This window comes from Gluconobacter cadivus, assembly GCF_015244745.1.
In the GTDB taxonomy this organism is placed as follows: domain Bacteria; phylum Pseudomonadota; class Alphaproteobacteria; order Acetobacterales; family Acetobacteraceae; genus Gluconobacter; species Gluconobacter cadivus.
Map to the genome: position 1 here is coordinate 380,516 of NZ_JABCQI010000001.1, position 19,072 is coordinate 399,587.

Consider the following 19,072-nt stretch of genomic DNA (forward strand, 5'->3'; position numbering starts at 1 on the left):
TAGCCGGATCAGATTAGTCCTATTTCGCTTTTCAAGGAAAGAGGAGTGATACCCCCCTGCCCTTTCAAAAAACGCGGAGGACGAAAAGTTTCCTGAAAATCCGTCTTTTAGCGAATTTCTACTGGGCATCCTGCGGTACCAGCACCATCGTGCCGGACGTCGTATTTCCATACAGAATAAGATGGTTTTTGCCGTCCCGGGACCATGACGTCACGGTCGGGAAGAAGGCGCCGATCTTCTGTTCCTGAGCCATCAGCGGCGGAAGGCAGGCTTTGCGTGTCGTGGCCATTGGCTGGAATTGAAGCGTCTGCGCTTTAAGCCGGAAATGGCCCATCAGACGGTTGCAGCCATCCGTCCCGTAGACCGTGCCATCCTGTTGCAGGGTCAGATCCGGCGCTTCGGGGGTGTTGGGGATGTTCAGATCGCCAACGCTCTGAATTCGCCATGTTCCGTACGGTGCGCGAACGGTCGTTTCCGCGACACGCCGCAGCAGAAGCTGCGGGTGATCGAGCGGCGTGCCTTCGTCGGGTGTAGCGAACAGTCGCTGCCCCTCGACCGTAATTTCCGCGTTCAACACGTAATGACCGCCCGGCGGCAGCGCGGGGTAGGTCAGCGTATAGGGAATGGGCACGCCATGATGGATCTCCGCGCGCTGCTCGGCCATGACGAGGGGCGCGCCATGCGTGGCTCCCGTATCCTCGATCCAGACGCTCAGAACGGCGCCCGGTGGCAGGGCCATGCGCTCACGATACAGGGCCTGACCCTGCAGAGTGTGCATGGTGGCCGCCTGACTCGCTATCTGGCTAGCCGCATAAACCGGTGCAGTGGACAGGATTGAGCCTGCCACTAGCAGGTTCAGAGCAAAACAGCGGAGCGTGATCATCATGCGTCAGAGTCCTCAGCCGATGCGGTTCAGCCCGCCCATGTAAGGACGCAGAACCTCGGGGATATCGATGCTGCCGTCTTCGTTCTGATAGGTCTCCATGACCGCGATCATCGTCCGGCCGACAGCAAGACCGGAGCCGTTAAGCGTGTTGACGAAGGCCGGTCCGTTTTCTGCACGATAGCGCGCATTCATGCGGCGTGCCTGAAAATCGCGCGTGTTGGAGCACGAGGAAATTTCACGCCATGCCTTCTGACCCGGTAGCCAGGCTTCCAGATCGAACGTCTTGGCCGCGCCAAACCCCGTATCGCCCGCGCAGAGCAGCATCCGGCGAAAGGTGATCCCCAGACGCTCCAGAACCGTCTCGGCGGCCTGCGTCATGCGTTCGTGCTCGGCGTCGCTGTCTTCGGGACGCACGACGGAGACCAGTTCGCATTTGGTGAACTGGTGCTGGCGCAGCATGCCACGCACGTCGCGTCCGGCGGAACCGGCTTCGGACCGGAAACACTGCGAGAGTGCGGTCATGCGGATCGGCAGGGCATCAGCGGGCAGAATATCGCCCATGACGGACGCCGTGAGCGGGACTTCGGCGGTCGGGATCAGCCAGCGGCCGTCTTCGGTGCGGAACGAATCCTCGGCGAATTTGGGCAGCTTGTCCGTGCCGTACATCGCGTCGTCATTGACCAGAAGCGGCACGCTGGTTTCGCTGTAGCCGAACTCGGTCGTATGGGTGTCGAGCATGAACTGGCCAAGGGCGCGTTCCAGACGCGCCAGTGCTCCACGCAGGACCACAAAACGCGTGCCGGACAGTTTGGCAGCGGTCGGGAAGTCCATCAGGCCCAGCGCTTCGCCAAGCTCAAAATGCTGTTTCGGCTCGAAGGTCAGTTCACGCTTTTCACCACAGACATGAACGACGACGTTGTCGTCTTCGCTTCTGCCGTCCGGGACGGAGGCATCGAGACGGTTCGGCAGGGCTTTCAGCACATCGTCGATGCGGGTCTGGATCGTGTTGGCATGATCTTCAAGACCCGCGATCTGGTCGCGCAGGGCCACGGCCTTTGCTTCAATTTCGGCGGTGTCGAGGTTCTGGCGCTTGAGCAGGCCGATTTCCTTGGCGATCGTCTTGCGGGCAGCCTGCGCTTCCTGAAGCGCGACCAGAGCAGCACGGCGCTCTTCGTCTTCGCTGACAAGCTGCTGTCCCACGGGTGACAGGCCCCGACGTGCGAGAGCAGCGTCAAAAGCGGCCGGGTCGGCGCGCAGGGCTTTCAGGTCATGCATGGTTCAGGGCTCCGGCAGGTGTCATCAGTCTTCGTCGGCGGCCATCGGTTTCGGTTCCACGAACCGGGCCGTCAGGATGGATACCTCGTACAGTGCGACGAGGGGAATGGCGAGGCTCAGCATCGTAATCGCATCCGGCGGCGCAATGACGGCCGCAACCGCAAAGGACGCGACGACGGCATAGCGGCGGAAACGCTTGAGTTGCGCCACACTCAGCAGCCCCACACGGACCAGCAGCGTCAGGATAACGGGCAGTTCGAAACAGACCCCAAAAGCGAGGATCATTTTCGTGACCAGCGTCAGATATTCCGACACCTTGGCCTGAAGTTCGATCTGCATGCCGCCATCAGTGTTCTGCGGCGTCTGGAAGGACAGGAAGAACTGCCATGCGTAAGGGAACACGACGTAATAGGCCAGTGCCGCGCCGATCAGGAACATGATGGGCGTTGCGATCAGGAACGGTGCGAAGGCGCGTTTTTCACTGCGATACAGGCCGGGTGCGATGAAGATCCATGCCTGAATGGCAATCATGGGAAAGGACAGGCAGGTCGCGCCGAACACGGCCACGCGGATATAGGTAAAGAAGGCCTCATACAGCGCGGTGTAGATCAGGTGTGGCTGTTCGCCGTTCTTGCGCATGATGTTGCCGAGCGGGGCCGCCAGAAAGCGGTAAATCTCGCCCGAAAAATGATAGCAGATAGCAAAGGCGATCACGAAGGTCACGATCGACCAGATCAGCCGTTTGCGCAGTTCCACGAGATGTTCGAGGAGCGGCATCGGCGTGTCGTTGATGCTGTCGGTGTCGGTCATTCGCCGTCCTTTCCGCTCGCGATGGGGATGCGCCGACCGGCATGGATGGCGCGGACGGGCGGCAGAATATCGGGCGCGCGCCAGCGGGAGCGCTCATGCTGGAGCCGCCGTGCCGTGCTGGGCGGGAGAATGGACGGAGCACCAGCGACATCTTCGTTGACGTCCGGCTCCTCCTGCACGGGCAGGTCCACGGCTGGCTCGAACCGTGGACGGGCATTGTAGGGCACCGTTTCCAGATCGGTCAGGGAAGGCGGCGGCGGAAGCGGCGGGGCGGGCGGAACCTTTGGCAGCGCGGCGGCAGACGCTTTCGTCGGCGCATCCAGTTCCAGACTGCGGCGGATGGAATTGTCGCCGTCGATCGCTTTCGTGACACGGTCGCGCAGGTTGAAACTCTTCAGATCCCGGAACTGATCCCGCGCCTCGGACAGATCGGCCTCACGGACCATTTCGTCCACATGGGACTGGAACTCCGACGCCATGCGCCGCATCGCCTTCAGCCCGTTGGACAGGGTGCGGATGGCAACCGGCAGGTCCTTCGGGCGGATGAAGACCATCGCCACCACCACGAACAGCGCGATTTCCGAGAAACTGAAGTCAAACATGCGACATTCCTAGCCTGTCTGCTCCGTTCCGCCTACGGCAGAACCGTTCGGGGCATCGTCTTCCGCTTCTGTGGAGGCCCGATCCAGCAGGAAATCTTCCCTCCGCGGCAGGGCGGCAAGATCGGGAAGGGCAAAACTTTCCAGAAAATGAGCCGTGGTGCCCCACAGAACAGGGCGACCGGGCACCTCCTTGCGGCCTTTGGGCGCAATCAGGCTGTCTTCCAGCAGGGCGTCGAGCACGGCCTGTCCGAGCGAAACACCCCGAATGGCCTCGATTTCAGCGCGGGTGCAAGGCTGGTGATAGGCCACGATTGCCAGGGTTTCCATCGCCCCCCGGCTCAGGCGACGCGGCTTTTCCACGACTTTTGTCAAAGCCGAAGCGTATTCGGGACGGGTGCGAAACTGCCAGCCACCCGCAACCAGCACCATTTCGATGGCATGATCGGCATAGAGTGCGCGGACGGCCTCCACAGCCTCATCCGTCGAAATGGCGATAGACTGGGTTTTCAGAAGTTCTGCGATTGCAGACGGTTTGACGGGTTCAGGACTGGCGAAAACCAGTGCCTCCACCAAGTGGCAGGCCCGATCGAGCATTTCGGAGTCGGTCATGATGCGGGACGCCATTCGATGAGACCGAAAGCCTCGGGCTGACGCAGTTCCAGCGCCCCGCCCTTCGCCATCTCCAGCCCCGCGAGGAGCGTCCCTGCCAGTGCTGCGTTGCGTCCGTAAGGGCCTTCTTCGCCAGCCAATTCGTCCGGGTCCGGCAGGAGGGAGGTCAGGGTGTGCCAGCCGACCACGCTGTCGGTTCCGAGAAGGCGTTTGAGGCGGGAGAGCGCGTCCTGCACGCTCCAGTAGCGACGGGCACGTGGGGCATAGACCGTGCGGCGGCCTGTTCTGCGCCGGGCGGACAGATAGGCCGTAATGAGCGCGGGCATCTCCACACGCAGGCCCGAGCGGTCAATTTCGGTATGGTCCTCGCCCTGCCCGCGCCGGAATACATCCAGACCCAGACGGGGCTGTGCGGCCAGCCACTGGGCAGCGGCACGCATCCGTTCAAGTTCGATCAGACGTTCCTGAAGAAGTTCAATCGCGTCTTCGGCGTCCGGGTCTTCGTTTTCGGCGGGAAGCAACAGTTTGGATTTCAGCCATGCGAGCCATGCCGCCATGACGAGCCAGTCCGCCGCAAGTTCCAGCCGCAGGCTCCGCGCTTCCGCACGCGCCTTGTCCACGACGGCCAGATACTGCTCCACCAGTTGAAGGATGGAGATTTTTGCCAGATCCACCTTCTGTTTGCGGGCAAGATCGAGGAGCAGGTCCAGCGGCCCCTCAAACCCGTCAAGCGTCAGATGCAGTGTCTCGCTCAAACGCCAGCGCTCAGAACTGGGCTGGCGTACAGGCGACGGACTGTGCGTGCAGCTTCACGCAATAGGCCCGCGCAGCTTTCAGATCCGCAAATCCGCCGATCCGCAGACGCACGAACGTGTGGTCGCCGCGCGTGGTCTTCTCGAACAGCGGCGTATGCCCGGCGAGCAGGGCCGGAGCCTGATGGCGCAGACTGTCCCACTCCTTGCGGGCTGCGGCCTCACTGTCGAGCGCACCGAGCTGCACTTCATGCGAACCGGACGGGGCATCCGCCTTGGAGGCCGTTTTTTCGGGAGCAGCGGCTTTTGGCGGCGCGACGTTCTCGGGTTCCGGCACAGGAGCGGGAAGCGGCTTTTCAATTGGGCGGGCCGTGTGATGGACGGGCGCTTCTTCTTTTTTCAGTGCCTCTTTTTGAGCTTCAGCCGGGGTATTGGCAGCAGTATCCGTCGGGGCAGCAGGCTGAACCTGCGGCTTCTCCGGCGTCGTCGCAGGCGGTGCTGCGGACTGAGGCTGTTCGGGTGCGGCAGATGCGGTTGCGTCCGGGCTGTTCGCAGTGGCAGTCGGGGCAGAAGCATTTCCCGGAGCTGCGTCCGGCTTTGTATCCGTCTTTGCAGGGTCCTGCGTTGGCGCTCCCGGAGGCACGCCGTACTGACGGGCCAGCGCCTTCGTGTCGGGCTGTTCGGGGCCGGGCGCGAGATGCGCCTCGCCATTGCCAGTCATGTCGGTTTCCCCGCCATCACCGCTCATGATCTGCATGCCACCCGGATCGGCGGGACGGTCCTTCACCGGGCCGGGAGGCGGACCGATAATGGGAATGCCGCCGTGATGGGTTCCCATAAGCGACCAGCCACCAACCGCCAGCATCAGCACAACGCCGATACCCACCGCGCCGCCGACCAGCTTACGCGTTGCAGGATCATTGCCCAGCAGGGATGTCAGGCGCCCTGCCCCGGCAGTATTCGCTCCTGTCGGCGGGCGACGGCGCGGAGCGGGTTCGTCGTCATAGTCGTTACTCAGGCGCTCACGATCAAAACGCTGCTGCGGACGCGGGCCCGGGGCCGGACCGGAAGACTGTTTCGGAGAGCGGCCATAATCGCCGGGATCGGCGTTTCCGCGTCCCTGATCGTTTTCCGGGCTCATCGCATTTCCTCCACCGGCACGACGCCGAGAATGGTGAGGGCACAACGCAGCGTTCCCGCAATGGCCGAAACAAGCGCCAGCTTGGCGAGGCTGGTTTCGCGATCGTTCTCGTGCAGGAAGCGCAGGGTGGTATCTTCACGGCCCCGGTTCCACAGGGCATGGAAGTCGGAGGCCAGATCAATGCAATAGGTCGCGATCCGGTGCGGCTCGCGCGCCGTAGCCGCGGCTTCCACACTGCGGGGGAACGCGGCCAGACGGCGAAGGACGGCGAGTTCAACATCCGAGGACAGGTTGGACAGATCGGCTTCACACAGGGCTTCCGGCGTCACGGACTCCGTACCGAACATCGTCTCTGCCGAGCGTAAGACCGAGCGGCAACGGGCGTGGGCATATTGGACGTAGAACACCGGATTGTCGCGCGTCTGGGCGACGACAGCATCCAGATCGAACTCCATCTGCGCGTCGGCCTTGCGGGTCAGCATCGTGAAGCGCACGGCGTCCTTGCCCACTTCGTCGAGCAGGTCGCGCAGGGTCACGAACGTACCGGCGCGCTTGGACATCTTCACCGGTTCGCCGTTTTTCACGACGCGAACGATCTGGCACATCACGACTTCAAAGCCGGTCTTGCCATCCGTCAGAGCGGAAATGGCGGCCCGCATCCGCGAGACGTAACCGCCATGATCAGCGCCGAGGACGTCGATCAGGACGTCAGCATTTTCAGCTTTCTGGGCATGATAGCCGATATCATTGGCGAAGTAGGTGTTGGTGCCGTCGGATTTGCGGAGCGCACGGTCCTGATCGTCGCCGAACTCCGTGGAGCGGAAGAGCGTCTGCGGACGGGCTTCCCAGTCTTCCGGCATCTTGCCCTTCGGCGGCTCCAGCACGCCCTCATAGAGCAGGCCTTTGCTGTCGAGCTTGGCGATCGCGGCGTCGACACGACCACTGGCCAGCGTTTCAGCTTCGCTGGCGAAGACTTCATGCGAAATGCCGAGCGCTTCCAGATCCTCGCGGATGGCAGCCATCATCTGCGTCAGCGCTTCACGACGCACAGTCTCGAACCAGACGGACGGATCTGCCGGGCCACCTTCGGCATTGGCGAGCGAACGTCCGTGCTTTTCAGCGATGCTTTGCGCGACCGGGATCAGGTACTCGCCCTGATATTGCAGGCCATTCGGTGTCAGGGCACCGAATTCGTCCGCCGGAATATCCGTGCCGATGGCCTGAAGATAGCGCCAGTATGTGGCCCAGGTCAGGGCGACAACCTGAGTTCCGGCATCGTTGATATAGTATTCGCGCGTCACCGGGCTGCCTGCGGCTTCGAGCAGGTTGGCCAGCGCATCACCCACCACCGCACCACGGCAATGACCGACATGCATCGGGCCGGTCGGGTTGGCGGAGACGTATTCCACGTTCACGCGCGTTCCCTGCCCCATCGTGGAGCGGCCGTAGCGGTCGCCCGCCTTGAGAACGGAAACAGCCACGCCCTGCAGGACTTCGGGCTTGAGTGTCAGGTTCACAAAGCCCGGACCGGCGGCTTCAGCCTTGGCGATCCCCGGAAGTTCGGAGAGTTTCGCGACCAGTTCGGCGGAAATATCGGCGGGTTTGCGGCGCGCGGGCTTGGCGGCCAGCATCGCGGCATTCGTCGCCATATCGCCGTGAGACGGGTCACGCGTGGGGGTCAGGTCGACGCGCTGCACCACTTCTTCCGGCAGGCCGGGGACGACCGATCGCAGAGCCTCGCACACCTGAACCCGGGTGCGGGCAAAGAGACAGTCAGTCGTAAGGGTCGTGGTGTCAGCGGCCATTTCAGCTCGATTCCTGTAACGCGTCTTCAAATCAGAGGCTCTATCAGCCCAGCACGGAGAGGTCCGTCAACCGTCGATGTTCTTCCATCGCGAAACGATCGGTCATTCCGGCAATATAATCGGCCACCAGACGCCTGCGCTGCACGTCATCGGCGGCTTTCGCACGGCCCCGCAGCGGATCGGGCAGAAGGCCGGGATCTTCGGAGAGGATGTCGAAAATTTCGCGCACGGCGATCTTGGCCTTCCGCGCCATGCGGTTGACGCGCCAGTGGCGGTACATGCGGGCATAGAGGAACTTGCGGATGGCCTTGTTGGCTTCTCGCATGTCCGGGCTGAACGCCACGACCGGATAACCGGCATGGCGGATGTCGTCAGCGGACTGCGGGTTGAGCGCGTCGAGGTTGCGACGCGTCTGGTCCGTGAGGTCCGTGGCGAGCTGGTTAATCACGACGCGGATGGTTTCGTGACGCACGCGCTGCGCCTGATCGGACGCCTCACGCCCGATCAGGCGTTCCATCTCGCGCGACCGGCGCAGGGCGTCTCCGACGAGAGGCAGGTCTTCGATATCTTCAAAAGACAGCAGCCCGGCCCGCAGACCGTCATCAAGATCGTGGCCGTGATAAGCAATATCGTCCGACATGGCGGCCACTTGCGCTTCTGCGGACGCATAGCTTTGCAGATCCAGATGATGTTTCGCGTCGTATTCCGCGAAATAGGGCGTCGGACGTTTGACCGGGCCATTATGCTTGGCCAGTCCCTCCAGAGCTTCCCATGTCAGGTTCAGGCCATCAAAGGCGTGGTACCGGGCTTCGAGCGCGGTTACGAGCCGCAGGGACTGGGTATTGTGATCGAAACCGCCCCAGTCCTTCATCGCGAGCGCGAGGGCGTCTTCCCCGGCATGGCCGAACGGCGTGTGACCGAGATCATGGGCAAGCGCCACGGTTTCGGTCAGATCCTCGTTAAGGTCCAGATTACGGGCGATGGAACGGGCGATCTGCGCGACTTCGAGCGAGTGTGTCAGGCGCGTGCGGAAAAAATCGCCTTCGTGATTGATGAAGACCTGCGTCTTGTATTGCAGGGTCCGAAAGCCTGCGGAATGCAGCACACGGTCACGGTCCCGCTGCCAGGGCGAGCGGACCGGGCTTTCCACTTCAGGGTAGAGTCGGCCTCTGAAATCCGTAGGGAAGCCGGAATCCTGTACCGCATAGATCGCTACCATCAAGACATGTCCTGCGTGAGCCGTCGGGCCGGGAGAGCGCCGTTTCGGGCGGCTTACGGGGGCATTCTACGCCAGCATCGTGCTGGTGCAAGCGTGACCCCTCTGCCCTTCCCCTTTGCTCTGGGGGGCGCTCTGGCCATATAATCAGGACCGCAGTTGTCTTTTCAGAAAAGTCCGGGAACCAGAACCCATGTCCGACACCGTGCCTTTCAGTGTTTCCGCCAGTGCGGCCGCCCGCATCAGGGAGATCATTGCAGCGCAACCCGAACCTGAGGGGCTCGCGCTGCGCGTTGCGGTGCTGGCCGGAGGCTGCAACGGGTTTCAGTATCAGTTCAAGCTGGAACGCGATCAGGCCGCGGATGATGTCGTCATCGAACGGGACGGCGCACGCGTGTTCGTGGATACGACCAGCCTCGACCTGCTGGAAAACGCGGAACTGGAATTCGTGGACAAGCTGATGGGCGCGCATTTCACGGTCACGAACCCCAATGCGGCCTCGTCCTGTGGCTGTGGCACCAGCTTTTCGCTAGCCTGAGTTCATGAGCAACACGCCTTTTACCTTCGCAAGCTGGAACATCAATTCCATTCGCGCCCGCGCCCATCATGTTCAGGACTGGCTGGAGCGCCATCCGGACTGCGATCTGCTGTGCCTTCAGGAGATCAAATGCGAGGACAGCCAGTTCCCGGCCGCGTTCGCAGAAGCCGGACTGCATGTCGCGACCTCGGGGCAGAAAGCCTATAATGGCGTGGCCCTGATTGGACGCCGACCTTTCACAGTGACGCATCATGCGCTTCCGGGCTTCGATCATCCGTCTGCCCGTTATATCGAGGCGGAGCTTGATGGAATCACGATTGGCAATCTGTATCTGCCCAACGGCAATTCCGGCGGCGAAGACGGTTACGCGACCAAGCTGGCGTTTTTTGACGCTTTAGCGGAACGCGCGCGTGTTCTGCTCGATGCGGAAAAACCGTTTGCGTTCATCGGCGATTTCAATGTCTGCCCGACGGACGAGGATCTGGCGCCCGGCGCGCTTTCACCTGACGATGCGCTGGTCCGTCCCGAAACCCGTGCGGCATTCCGCAGGCTGGAATGGACGGGGCTGACGGATGCCCTGCGCGCCCTGCGGCCTGCGGGCCGACATTACACGTTCTGGGATTATCAGGCGGCGGCCTTCCAGCGGAACTCAGGGCTGCGGATCGACCATGCGCTTCTGTCGCCCCGCTTGGCCGAGCGTCTGACAGCGTTCGTGATCGACCGGGACGAACGGACGAAGGAAAAGGCGTCCGATCACGTTCCGGTTCTCGTTACCGTCTAAAGATGCAAGGGGAATGCGTCGCTCCCCTTGTACCCCCTCATGCATGTCGCAGATTAGGTTTTCTGCTCAGATGGCCCGGCTGCCACTGATACCCGTTGCCGCTCCAGCGCCAATAGCCCGGCACCCAGTGCAGGTCTCCGCGATGGGGCGGAATTGTTTCCGGCAGCGTATGCGGAGGCGGAGGCGGCTGGCGGTATGGGCCGCTATAGGGCACGAACTGGGCATGGGCTGTTCCCGACATCGGCGCAATCGCCATCGTACCTGCAAACAGGGCGGAAACAGCCAAGATCCCTGACAGATGTTTCAGCATCAATGCTCTCCTTCTCATGACGCCTTGTCACGGAAAGATGATGGCGAGACCGTCTTGGCGCGGCTGCGGCGCATCTATGGCGGAATCCGGGCAGATGATGATTTTGTGTTGCAGAAGTGATGCCCTTTCCGCCTCTGTAACGGAAAGATACAGAAGTTGATCTGTGTCCTTAAAAACACAAAATCAGGATGAAATTTATTTTCAGTCTTTGATTTTGAATATTTTATATTGACTGTATCTTTTTTGATACAATCCCTGCTGCGCGCTCACATCTTGCGCATCCGCTTCGCACGCCAGTACCGCAGACCTTCATATCGTTTTTCGTTGGGGGTTTTCATCATGTGCATAGACTGGCGGCTTGCGGCCTATATTTTCGGCAGTATCTGGGCCTCCCCGCTTCGCGCACAGACGCCCGCCTATTTCATGCCCGCACATCATACCGCCCGCGCACAGATACCTCGTCCAGACTCCCTCCGGGGTCCTGCCTTACTGGACGGCATGAAATACCGAACCGCTTCAGGCAGATTAACCTTCAAACAGACAGAAACGAGCCCCTCTATCCGAGCCGAATGGATGAAGCTGGATTTGGCCAACCTCTCAAAAATCGGCCCTCTGAATGTCGAACGCGCGACACAGTCACCGCTGATGGAAGAAAAAGGCGTGACGACGACTTTCGCCTACCCGTTGAAAGCCCTTCCAGGCGTGGACCTGACGGCGAGTTTCTTCGGAGGACACCGCGACACCATTCAGGGTGCCGCAGGTGGGAGTGCAGCCGTCACAGGAGGCATCCGAGTGCACTGGTGAGTGTGCGAACACACATGGCATAAAAAAACGGCATCTCCCGCGAAGGAGATGCCGTTCAGGCAACAGCGGAAAAACTCTCTTGAGAGTTACTTGCTGGCGGTCGGCTTGGGCTTCGGCAGGTCGAGCGCCAGATGCAGTTCTTTCAGACGGGCAGGTTCGACCGGGGCCGGGGCTTCCATCATCAGGTCTTCGCCGCTCTGGTTGAGCGGGAAGAGAATGACTTCGCGAATGTTCGGCTCATCGGCCAGCAGCATCACGATACGGTCCACGCCCGGTGCGGCGCCACCATGCGGCGGAGCGCCATAACGGAAGGCGTTCAGCATGCCGCCGAAGCGCTCTTCCACGACCTCGGGGCCGTAGCCTGCGATTTCGAACGCACGCAGCATGACTTCCGGCAGATGGTTCCGGATGGCGCCAGAAGACAGTTCCACGCCGTTGCAGACGATGTCATACTGATAGGCGTTAATTGTCAGCGGGTCCTGCGTGTTCAGCGCCTCAAGCCCACCCTGCGGCATGGAGAACGGGTTGTGCGAGAAGTCGACCTTCCCGGTTTCCTCGTTCAGCTCGAACATCGGGAAGTCCACGACCCAGCAGAAGCGGAACGCATTCTTCTCGATCAGGTCCAGCTCGGTTGCGACCTTGGTGCGAACGACGCCAGAGAACTTGGCGACTTCATCCCCCTTGCCAGCCGCGAAGAACACGGCGTCACCGGCCTTCAGACCGCAGGCATCACGGATGCTCTCGACGCGATCAGCTTCGAGGTTCTTGGCAATCGGGCCCTTGCCGCCTTCTGCTTCAAAAATGATGTAGCCCAGGCCACCGGCACCGCTCTCACGCGCCCAGGTGTTAAGCTTGTCGAAGAAGCCCCGCGGACGGTCACCCGCCCCCGGAGCCGGAATGGCGCGGATCTGACCGCCCGAAGCCGCGATCTTGGCGAACAGACCGAAACCGGACTCTTGGAAGGCTTCCGTGACGTCCTTGATGATCAACGGGTTACGCAGGTCCGGCTTGTCGGAGCCGTAGTCGCGCATGGCGTCGGCATACGGAATGCGCGGGAATGCGCCGTCCGTGATCTTCCAGCCTTCAGGCGTGAACTCGTTGAACACGCCCGCGAGGACGGGTTCCAGTACCGTGAAGACGTCTTCCTGCGTGACGAACGACATCTCGAAATCGAGCTGGTAGAACTCGCCGGGGCTGCGGTCAGCGCGGGAGGCTTCGTCACGGAAGCAGGGAGCAATCTGGAAGTAACGGTCGAAGCCGGCAACCATCGCGAGCTGCTTGAACTGCTGCGGCGCCTGCGGCAGGGCGTAGAACTTGCCCGGATGTAGACGCGCCGGGACGAGGAAGTCCCGCGCACCTTCGGGAGACGAGGCCGTCAGGATCGGCGTCTGGAACTCGGTAAAGCCTTGAGCGATCATGCGCTGGCGCAGGCTCGTAATGACCTTGCTGCGAAGCAGGATGTTCTGGTGCATCTTGTCGCGGCGCAGGTCAATGTAACGATATTTCAGGCGCAGTTCTTCGGGGTAGTTCTCGTTGCCCGCGACCTGAAATGGCAGCACTTCGGCGCTGGAGCGGACGTCCAGAGCCTCGGCCAGAACTTCCACATCACCCGTCGGCAGGTTCGGGTTGCGCTGCGATCCATGACGCACCACGACCTTGCCGGTCACGGTTATGACGCTCTCGACACGCAGGCGCTCGACCTTTTCCAGCAGGTCCGTGCCCGAGGGGATGACGATCTGCGTGACGCCATAATGGTCGCGCAGATCGATGAACAGCAGGCCGCCGTGGTCGCGCTTGCTGTGCACCCAGCCGGAAAGGCGGACGGTCTGCCCGGCGTTCTCTTCACGCAGGGCGCTACAGTCATGGGTGCGGTATGGATGCATGGCGGGCCTCTTCAACGTCCTGTGCGGATAAGTGGGCGCAGGAAGCCGGGACGGCCCTCTGATGTCAAGTTTTCTGCGACCTCAGGGGCGGGTTCAGGCTTTTTCCTTCATGAAACCATCAAAATCGACTGCGGCCCGCGCCATGTCTGCGGCATGCCCGGCTCCGGCAAGCGCAATGGGTTTGCCGTCCTTGAGATAGGTCGCAAGGAACCTGAATCCGCGAATATCGCCTTCCAGGGCCACATTGTCGAAGCTCTCGCCCCAGCCCAGAAGCTCGATTTTCTTGCCGAACTGCTGCGTCCAGAACCACGGCATCGGAACGTTTGGGGTATCGTGCCCCATCATCGCAAGAGCCGCGATCCGCCCCTGCACCTCCGCATGGCGCCAGTGCTCGATTCGCCGTGGCGCACCATCATGAAAGACGGCGGATGCGTCCCCGGCTGCATAGACGCCGGGATAGGCCCCAACATCATCACCCCGCGTTACGCGCATCTGGCCGTTCACAACAATCGCACCGCTTTTGTCCCGCTCCAGCCCCAGAACATAATCCGTGGCCGGGATGACGCCAACGCCGAGCAGCACGAAAGCGGCGGGCAGCCGGGTTCCGTCATCTAGTTCCACACCCGACGCCTTCTCGCCGTCGCTCTCATCGGCATAGATTTTCGTGACCCGCGCATCCGAGACGAACGCCACACCGTTTTCTTCATGCAACTGGCGCAGACGAATGCCGATTTCACGCCCGAACTGTTTTTCCATCGGGATTTCGTTATCGGAAACAATCGTTACTCCGACGCCGCGCTGACGCAGGGAAGACGCGGCTTCCAGCCCGATGAACCCCGCACCGACGATCGTGACCGCCAGATCGGGGTCGAGAAGGGCGGCAATCCGCTCGGCATCCGCTTCGCGGTGCAGCGTATAGACGCCCTTCATGTCCACGCCCGGAATATCCGGCTTTTTAGTCACGGCGCCCGTGGCGATCAGGACATGATCGGCTGTCAGTTTTGTCCCATCCTGCAAGGTTGCGGTGCGGGTCTGCGGGTCGAACTGTGCTACATGGCCGCGGATGCGCGTAATGTCGCGCTCGGTATAGAATTCTTCTTCCCGGACCGGAGGCGCATGGGCCTTCTCGGATTCGCTGACGAGAACGGTCTTGCTCAGGGCCGTGCGGTCATAGGGAAGATCCTTCTCTTCGCTGACCATTGTAATCGTGCCCGCAAAACCTTCCGCCCGAAGCGTCACTGCCGCACTGACGGCTGCGGCCCCAGCCCCGAGAAGCAGAACACTGTCGCTTTCCTGTCGTTTCGCAGGCGCGACACGCTGCACCGGTTTCAGCCCAACCAGAACGCGCCCATCGACAATCTGGGCGGGGTAACGTGGCAGGGGATCGAGGGCCAGCGGCTCGACGAGGCTTCCATCCGTCGCGTCAAAAACCGCTTTGTGCCAGGGGCAGACCAGCACACTGCCTTTTTCCGTCCGGCAGAACGCGCCCTGCTCCAATGGTGCTTCCTTGTGAGGGCATTTCCCAGCGAAGGCGTGGATTTTCTCGCCGTCGCGGATCAGGACGACCGGCGCTCCGTCCAGCGAAAACGGAGTGATCCTGCCATCTTCGAGCGCATCGAAAGCGGAGAGATCGCGGAAATCGGCATTCGGGGCGGAGTGAGACATCAGATGGGGCCTCCCGGTCGGGTCAGAGGTCAGTCATGAGAGCGAACGCAGCATAAGGCGCCGGGTTGGCAAACATCAAAAAACCCGCCCGGACATAATGGTCCGGACGGGTTTTTTGAAAACGCACTGTCTGACAGGGCCAGATCAGAACATGTCGTCGAATCCGCCGCCATCACCGCCGCCGAAGTCTCCGCCACCGGAATCGCCACCGCCGAAATCGGAGTTGGAGAAGTTGCCGGCATCGGTGCCCGAACCGCCGAAGGGATCGGCAGCCGAAGCATCACTGCCATAATTGTTGATGATGGTGTCGCCGCCCGTACCCCAGCCACCGGCTGCGTCACCGCCGCCGCTGTGATGGTCGGAGAACAGGCCTTCAAGCGCGTTGGCGGCCATCATGCCACCGGCGACGCCCGCAGCCGTGGTCAGGGCCGAGCCCAAAAAGCCCGAGCCGCCACGCTGGAACATACCCGGCTGATAGCCCGGCGGGTAACCATACTGCTGCTGCGGCATGAAGTTCGGCGGAGGCGCGGCTTGTGCACCCCAGCCCGGCGGGGGGGCGGACTGCTGCGGACGGTTGCCACCACCGAAGAAGCCACCAAAGAGCCCACCCGGCTTGCCGCCGCCGGACTGCTGCGCCTGTGCGAGTTGCTGCTGGGTCTGCTGGAGCTGGAATTCGAGCTGGCGAATACGGTTCTGCGCCTGCGCCAGAGCGGCTTCCTGCACTACGGCCATCTGGGTGACGCGGTAGCGGGCTTCCGGGTACTGCTGGAAGTTCTCGGCGATGAAGCGATCCGCTTCGGGGTCGACGGGCGGCAGAGGGGCGGCCGGTGGCTGGCCGGGTCCCGTGACCTGCGGCCCTCCCCCGACACGGGCGACGAAACGGGCGATCAGATCGCGTTCTTCGTTGTTCATCGTCATCATCCTTCCAGATGAAGAAATTGCTGAGTCTCCATCATATGATGCAGCCACGGCCAGTCTACAAGATCAACCGCAGGAGGCTCCCTTCCGGTTCAGGGCCGGTGCCTGTAAGGTGGCGCCCGATTTCTGCCAACCGGAGCCTATCGAATTGTCTGCGACCCGGCCGCTCTGTTTTCAGGACCTGATCCTGCGCCTTCATCAATTCTGGTCCGAGAAGGGCTGCGCTATTTTGCAGCCCTACGATACCGAACTCGGAGCGGGCACGCTCTCCCCTCATACCACGCTCCGCGCGCTCGGTCCCAAGCCGTGGGCCGCCGCCTATGTGCAGCCCTGCCGCCGTCCGTCGGATGGCCGTTATGGCGAGAACCCGAACCGTCTTCAGCACTATTACCAGTATCAGGTGCTGCTCAAGCCGACGCCGGAAGACAGCCAGCAGCTTCTGCTCGACAGCTATCGCGCCATCGGGATCGACCCCGAACTGCACGATATCCGATTCGTCGAGGATGACTGGGAAAACCCGACCATCGGCGCGTGGGGACTGGGCTGGGAAGTCTGGTGTGACGGGATGGAAGTCTCGCAGTTCACCTATTTCCAGCAGGTTGGCGGTATTCCGACCGTCATGCCGTCCACGGAACTGACTTACGGACTTGAGCGTCTGGCGATGTATGTGCAGGGCGTCGAGAACGTTTACGACCTCGACTTCAACGGCCGTGGCCTGACTTATGGCGACGTGTTCCTGCGCGCCGAGCAGGATTATTCGCGCCATAATTTCGAGCTTGCCGACACACAGATGCTGCTGACCCATTTCAACGATGCCGAACGCGAGTCCATGCGTCTGTCCGAGGCTGGCGTGGCCCAGCCCGCTTATGACCAGTGCCTCAAGGCCTCGCATCTGTTCAATCTTCTGGATGCACGCGGCGTGATTTCCGTGTCCGAGCGCGCCTCCTATATCGGGCGCGTCCGTGCGCTTGCCAAAGCCGCCTGCGATGCCTGGCTCGCCGGTGAGGAGACGTCCCATGGCTGAACTCTTTCTCGAACTGTTCAGCGAGGAAATCCCCTCCGGCATGCAGGCCCGTGCGGCCGACGATCTGGGCTCGCTGCTAACCAAGGCGCTCGACGGCCTGAACCCACGCGATCTGCGGACGTTTTTCGGGGCCCGACGCATTGCGGCGGTTCTAAACATCGATGCTGAAATCCCGGCCCGCAGCGTGTCCGAACGCGGCCCGCGCGAGGGTGCGCCGGAAAAGGCTCTGGAAGGCTTCACGCGCAAGCATGGCGTCACACCAGCAGATCTGACGCAGGAAAACGGCTTCTGGATTCTGAACAAGTCGCTCGATCCGGTGAGCGCGGAAAGCCGCGTGTCCGAAGCCGTGCCGGATCTGCTGTGGAAGTTCCCATGGCCCAAATCCATGCGCTGGGGTGCGGGCTCGAACTTTACATGGGTCCGCCCGCTGCGTCGGATCGCGTGTCTGCTGGACGGACATGTCGTGCCGTTCGCTCTCGCCCGCGACGGGGATGACGCGCATGGACTGAAAGCGTCCAACCTCTCCGAAGGCCATCGATTCCTCGCGCCCGGCGCGTTCGAAATCCTGTCCGCCTCGCAGTGGCAGGACGAGCTTGAGACGCGCTCGGTCATCGTGGACATGGACAGCCGCCGCGACATGGTCCGCACTGGCGTGGCGCGTCTGGCGGAGCAGCACGGCATTACGGTCGTGCAGGATGACGGGCTGGTCGATGAAGTCTGTGGACTGGTTGAATATCCGGTCCCGCTTGTGGGCAAAATCGACGCGGCGTTCATGGATCTGCCGGCCGAAGTGATGCAGGTCTCCATGCGGATCAACCAGCGCTATTTCGCGCTGCGCAATCCGGATGGCAAAGCCGCGCCGTACTTCGCCTTCATTGGCAATCTGCCGTTCAAGGACGGTGGCAAGCTGACCACGGCGGGGAATGAGCGCGTGCTCCGCGCCCGCTTTGCCGATGCGCGGCATTTCTGGGATCTGGACCGGAAAACGAAGCTTGCCGACCGAGTTCCGGCGCTGGCGGCGGTGACCTTCCATGCCAAGCTGGGCACGCAGGCCGAGCGCGCCGAGCGGATTTCGAAGCTCGCGGGCACCGTAGCGCAGGCCATGGGGCTGGACGGCGCACAAATTGCGCAAGCTGAGCGCGCGGGCCTGCTGGCCAAGGCGGATCTGACGACCGGGATGGTTGGTGAGTTCCCGGAACTTCAGGGCGTCATGGGCGGCTATTATGCAGCGCATGATGGCGAAGACGAGGCCGTCTCCCGCGCCGTGGCCGAGCATTATCTGCCTCGCGGACAATCTGACGACACGGCAAAAGCACCGGTTTCAGTGGCTGTGGCTCTCGCGGACCGGCTGGATCTGCTGGCCGGGTTTTTTGCCATTGGCGAACTGCCGAGCGGTTCGGGCGATCCGTATGCGCTGCGCCGTGCCGCACTCGGCATCATCCGCACGATCCGCAACAATGGGCTGCGACTGGATCTGACGGCACTGTTCGCACAGGCGGCGAACGGACGTGCAGAGGGCGAACTGGCCAAGCTGCCGGACTTCATGGCCGAGCGTCTGCGCGTGCAGCTTCGCAGCGAGGGAGAACGGCATGACGTTCTTGCGGCCATCCTGACGCACGGTCTGGATGGCGATCTGGTCCGGCTTCTGGCCCGGACCTCGGCTCTGTCGGACATGATCCAGACGGAAGACGGCCGCAACCTGCTCGCCGCCGCCAAACGCGCCGCCAACATCCTGCGTATCGAGGACAAGAAGGACGGCCCGCATACCGGCGCGCCCGATCCGGCTCTCTATACGCAGGACGAAGAACGCGCTCTGGCTGCCGGTCTGGATCAGGCTGTTCCTGCGATTGAAACAGCTCTCAAAGAAGAGCGTTTCACGGATGCGATGCAGGCTATTGCGGCCCTGCGCCCGACGCTGGATCGCTTCTTCGAGGCCGTGACGGTCAATGCACCGGAGCCGGAGGTGCGAGCCAATCGCCTCAAACTGCTGGCCCGCTTCCGCGCCACAACGGCCCTGATTGCCGATTTTGGGCAGATCGAGGGCTGATTTTCA

General features: G+C 62.0%; 18 protein-coding genes. 5 read left to right on the forward strand and 13 right to left on the reverse strand.

Annotated features, from left to right (window positions below; all coding sequences use genetic code 11):
- Positions 1 to 118: 118 nt before the first annotated feature.
- From HKD28_RS01750 to HKD28_RS01790, 9 genes are read right to left on the reverse strand one after another with little or no spacing between them, the layout of a single operon-like run.
- A complete protein-coding gene (locus HKD28_RS01750) occupies positions 119 to 886 on the reverse strand; it encodes an META domain-containing protein (RefSeq protein WP_194266611.1) in 768 nt (255 codons plus the stop codon).
- A 12-nt stretch (positions 887 to 898) separates the two neighbouring features.
- Complete coding sequence (gene serS, locus HKD28_RS01755; protein WP_194266612.1) at positions 899 to 2,161, reverse strand: serine--tRNA ligase; 1,263 nt, start codon at positions 2,159 to 2,161, stop codon at positions 899 to 901.
- A 24-nt stretch (positions 2,162 to 2,185) separates the two neighbouring features.
- On the reverse strand, positions 2,186 to 2,971 hold the full coding sequence (tatC, locus tag HKD28_RS01760) for a twin-arginine translocase subunit TatC (protein ID WP_062033683.1): 786 nt from the start codon (positions 2,969 to 2,971) through the stop codon (positions 2,186 to 2,188).
- Complete coding sequence (tatB, locus tag HKD28_RS01765; RefSeq protein WP_194266613.1) at positions 2,968 to 3,573, reverse strand: Sec-independent protein translocase protein TatB; 606 nt, start codon at positions 3,571 to 3,573, stop codon at positions 2,968 to 2,970. Before tatB ends, tatC begins: the two co-directional genes overlap by 4 nt.
- Positions 3,574 to 3,582: 9 nt before the next feature.
- Complete coding sequence (gene scpB, locus HKD28_RS01770; protein ID WP_194266614.1) at positions 3,583 to 4,197, reverse strand: SMC-Scp complex subunit ScpB; 615 nt, start codon at positions 4,195 to 4,197, stop codon at positions 3,583 to 3,585.
- Positions 4,179 to 4,937: a segregation and condensation protein A gene (locus tag HKD28_RS01775; protein ID WP_194266615.1), complete on the reverse strand. Its 759-nt coding sequence runs from the start codon at positions 4,935 to 4,937 to the stop codon at positions 4,179 to 4,181. The genes scpB and HKD28_RS01775 overlap by 19 nt, the downstream gene beginning before the upstream one ends.
- Before the next feature lie 10 nt (positions 4,938 to 4,947).
- On the reverse strand, positions 4,948 to 6,075 hold the full coding sequence (locus HKD28_RS01780; RefSeq protein ID WP_194266616.1) for an SPOR domain-containing protein: 1,128 nt from the start codon (positions 6,073 to 6,075) through the stop codon (positions 4,948 to 4,950).
- The gene (gene argS / locus HKD28_RS01785) at positions 6,072 to 7,880 is read right to left on the reverse strand and encodes an arginine--tRNA ligase (RefSeq protein WP_194266617.1); all 1,809 of its coding nucleotides are present in this window, start codon (positions 7,878 to 7,880) and stop codon (positions 6,072 to 6,074) included. Before argS ends, HKD28_RS01780 begins: the two co-directional genes overlap by 4 nt.
- A 43-nt stretch (positions 7,881 to 7,923) precedes the next feature.
- Positions 7,924 to 9,099, reverse strand: coding sequence for a deoxyguanosinetriphosphate triphosphohydrolase (locus HKD28_RS01790; RefSeq protein WP_194266618.1), 1,176 nt, complete (start codon positions 9,097 to 9,099; stop codon positions 7,924 to 7,926).
- A 190-nt stretch (positions 9,100 to 9,289) separates the two neighbouring features.
- Between HKD28_RS01790 and HKD28_RS01795 the strand changes: the two genes are divergently transcribed.
- Both HKD28_RS01795 and xth read left to right on the forward strand, forming a co-directional pair.
- Positions 9,290 to 9,634: a HesB/IscA family protein gene (locus tag HKD28_RS01795; protein WP_194261616.1), complete on the forward strand. Its 345-nt coding sequence runs from the start codon at positions 9,290 to 9,292 to the stop codon at positions 9,632 to 9,634.
- A gap of 4 nt (positions 9,635 to 9,638) precedes the next feature.
- On the forward strand, positions 9,639 to 10,415 hold the full coding sequence (xth, locus tag HKD28_RS01800; RefSeq protein WP_194266619.1) for an exodeoxyribonuclease III: 777 nt from the start codon (positions 9,639 to 9,641) through the stop codon (positions 10,413 to 10,415).
- Positions 10,416 to 10,452: 37 nt separating this feature from the next.
- Here the strand turns inward: xth and HKD28_RS01805 are convergent, their stop codons facing one another.
- Positions 10,453 to 10,725, reverse strand: a complete 273-nt coding sequence (locus tag HKD28_RS01805) for a YXWGXW repeat-containing protein (protein WP_099285413.1) — start codon at positions 10,723 to 10,725, stop codon at positions 10,453 to 10,455.
- Between the two features lie 573 nt (positions 10,726 to 11,298).
- Between HKD28_RS01805 and HKD28_RS01810 the strand changes: the two genes are divergently transcribed.
- The gene (locus tag HKD28_RS01810) at positions 11,299 to 11,529 is read left to right on the forward strand and encodes a hypothetical protein (protein WP_228125354.1); all 231 of its coding nucleotides are present in this window, start codon (positions 11,299 to 11,301) and stop codon (positions 11,527 to 11,529) included.
- A gap of 86 nt (positions 11,530 to 11,615) precedes the next feature.
- Here HKD28_RS01810 and aspS read toward each other — a convergent pair whose 3' ends face one another.
- The 3 genes from aspS to HKD28_RS01825 all read right to left on the reverse strand — a co-directional run bounded on the left by aspS (position 11,616) and on the right by HKD28_RS01825 (position 15,989).
- Positions 11,616 to 13,412: an aspartate--tRNA ligase gene (aspS, locus tag HKD28_RS01815; RefSeq protein ID WP_194266620.1), complete on the reverse strand. Its 1,797-nt coding sequence runs from the start codon at positions 13,410 to 13,412 to the stop codon at positions 11,616 to 11,618.
- 93 nt (positions 13,413 to 13,505) lie between these two features.
- Positions 13,506 to 15,077: an FAD-dependent oxidoreductase gene (locus HKD28_RS01820; protein ID WP_194266621.1), complete on the reverse strand. Its 1,572-nt coding sequence runs from the start codon at positions 15,075 to 15,077 to the stop codon at positions 13,506 to 13,508.
- A 144-nt stretch (positions 15,078 to 15,221) separates the two neighbouring features.
- Positions 15,222 to 15,989, reverse strand: coding sequence for a DUF2076 domain-containing protein (locus HKD28_RS01825; RefSeq protein WP_194266622.1), 768 nt, complete (start codon positions 15,987 to 15,989; stop codon positions 15,222 to 15,224).
- Positions 15,990 to 16,143: 154 nt separating this feature from the next.
- Here HKD28_RS01825 and HKD28_RS01830 point away from each other — a divergent pair, with 154 nt between their 5' ends.
- Positions 16,144 to 17,019 carry a glycine--tRNA ligase subunit alpha gene (locus HKD28_RS01830; RefSeq protein ID WP_099285417.1) on the forward strand — a complete coding sequence of 292 codons (876 nt, stop codon included), beginning with the start codon at positions 16,144 to 16,146 and terminating at the stop codon, positions 17,017 to 17,019.
- Complete coding sequence (gene glyS, locus HKD28_RS01835) at positions 17,012 to 19,066, forward strand: glycine--tRNA ligase subunit beta (RefSeq protein WP_194266623.1); 2,055 nt, start codon at positions 17,012 to 17,014, stop codon at positions 19,064 to 19,066. The genes HKD28_RS01830 and glyS overlap by 8 nt, the downstream gene beginning before the upstream one ends.
- Positions 19,067 to 19,072 lie beyond the last annotated feature (6 nt).

Coding starts and splice junctions, on each gene's coding strand:
- HKD28_RS01820 (WP_194266621.1), bottom strand. CDS start 15,077: ATGTCTCACTCCGCCCCGAATGCCGATTTCCGCGATCTCTCCGCTTTC.
- tatB (WP_194266613.1), bottom strand. CDS start 3,573: ATGTTTGACTTCAGTTTCTCGGAAATCGCGCTGTTCGTGGTGGTGGCG.
- serS (WP_194266612.1), bottom strand. CDS start 2,161: ATGCATGACCTGAAAGCCCTGCGCGCCGACCCGGCCGCTTTTGACGCT.
- tatC (WP_062033683.1), bottom strand. CDS start 2,971: ATGACCGACACCGACAGCATCAACGACACGCCGATGCCGCTCCTCGAA.
- HKD28_RS01790 (WP_194266618.1), bottom strand. CDS start 9,099: ATGGTAGCGATCTATGCGGTACAGGATTCCGGCTTCCCTACGGATTTC.
- HKD28_RS01795 (WP_194261616.1), top strand. CDS start 9,290: ATGTCCGACACCGTGCCTTTCAGTGTTTCCGCCAGTGCGGCCGCCCGC.
- HKD28_RS01825 (WP_194266622.1), bottom strand. CDS start 15,989: ATGAACAACGAAGAACGCGATCTGATCGCCCGTTTCGTCGCCCGTGTC.
- HKD28_RS01805 (WP_099285413.1), bottom strand. CDS start 10,725: ATGCTGAAACATCTGTCAGGGATCTTGGCTGTTTCCGCCCTGTTTGCA.
- HKD28_RS01750 (WP_194266611.1), bottom strand. CDS start 886: ATGATGATCACGCTCCGCTGTTTTGCTCTGAACCTGCTAGTGGCAGGC.
- scpB (WP_194266614.1), bottom strand. CDS start 4,197: ATGGCGTCCCGCATCATGACCGACTCCGAAATGCTCGATCGGGCCTGC.
- HKD28_RS01780 (WP_194266616.1), bottom strand. CDS start 6,075: ATGAGCCCGGAAAACGATCAGGGACGCGGAAACGCCGATCCCGGCGAT.
- argS (WP_194266617.1), bottom strand. CDS start 7,880: ATGGCCGCTGACACCACGACCCTTACGACTGACTGTCTCTTTGCCCGC.
- xth (WP_194266619.1), top strand. CDS start 9,639: ATGAGCAACACGCCTTTTACCTTCGCAAGCTGGAACATCAATTCCATT.
- glyS (WP_194266623.1), top strand. CDS start 17,012: ATGGCTGAACTCTTTCTCGAACTGTTCAGCGAGGAAATCCCCTCCGGC.
- HKD28_RS01810 (WP_228125354.1), top strand. CDS start 11,299: ATGAAGCTGGATTTGGCCAACCTCTCAAAAATCGGCCCTCTGAATGTC.
- aspS (WP_194266620.1), bottom strand. CDS start 13,412: ATGCATCCATACCGCACCCATGACTGTAGCGCCCTGCGTGAAGAGAAC.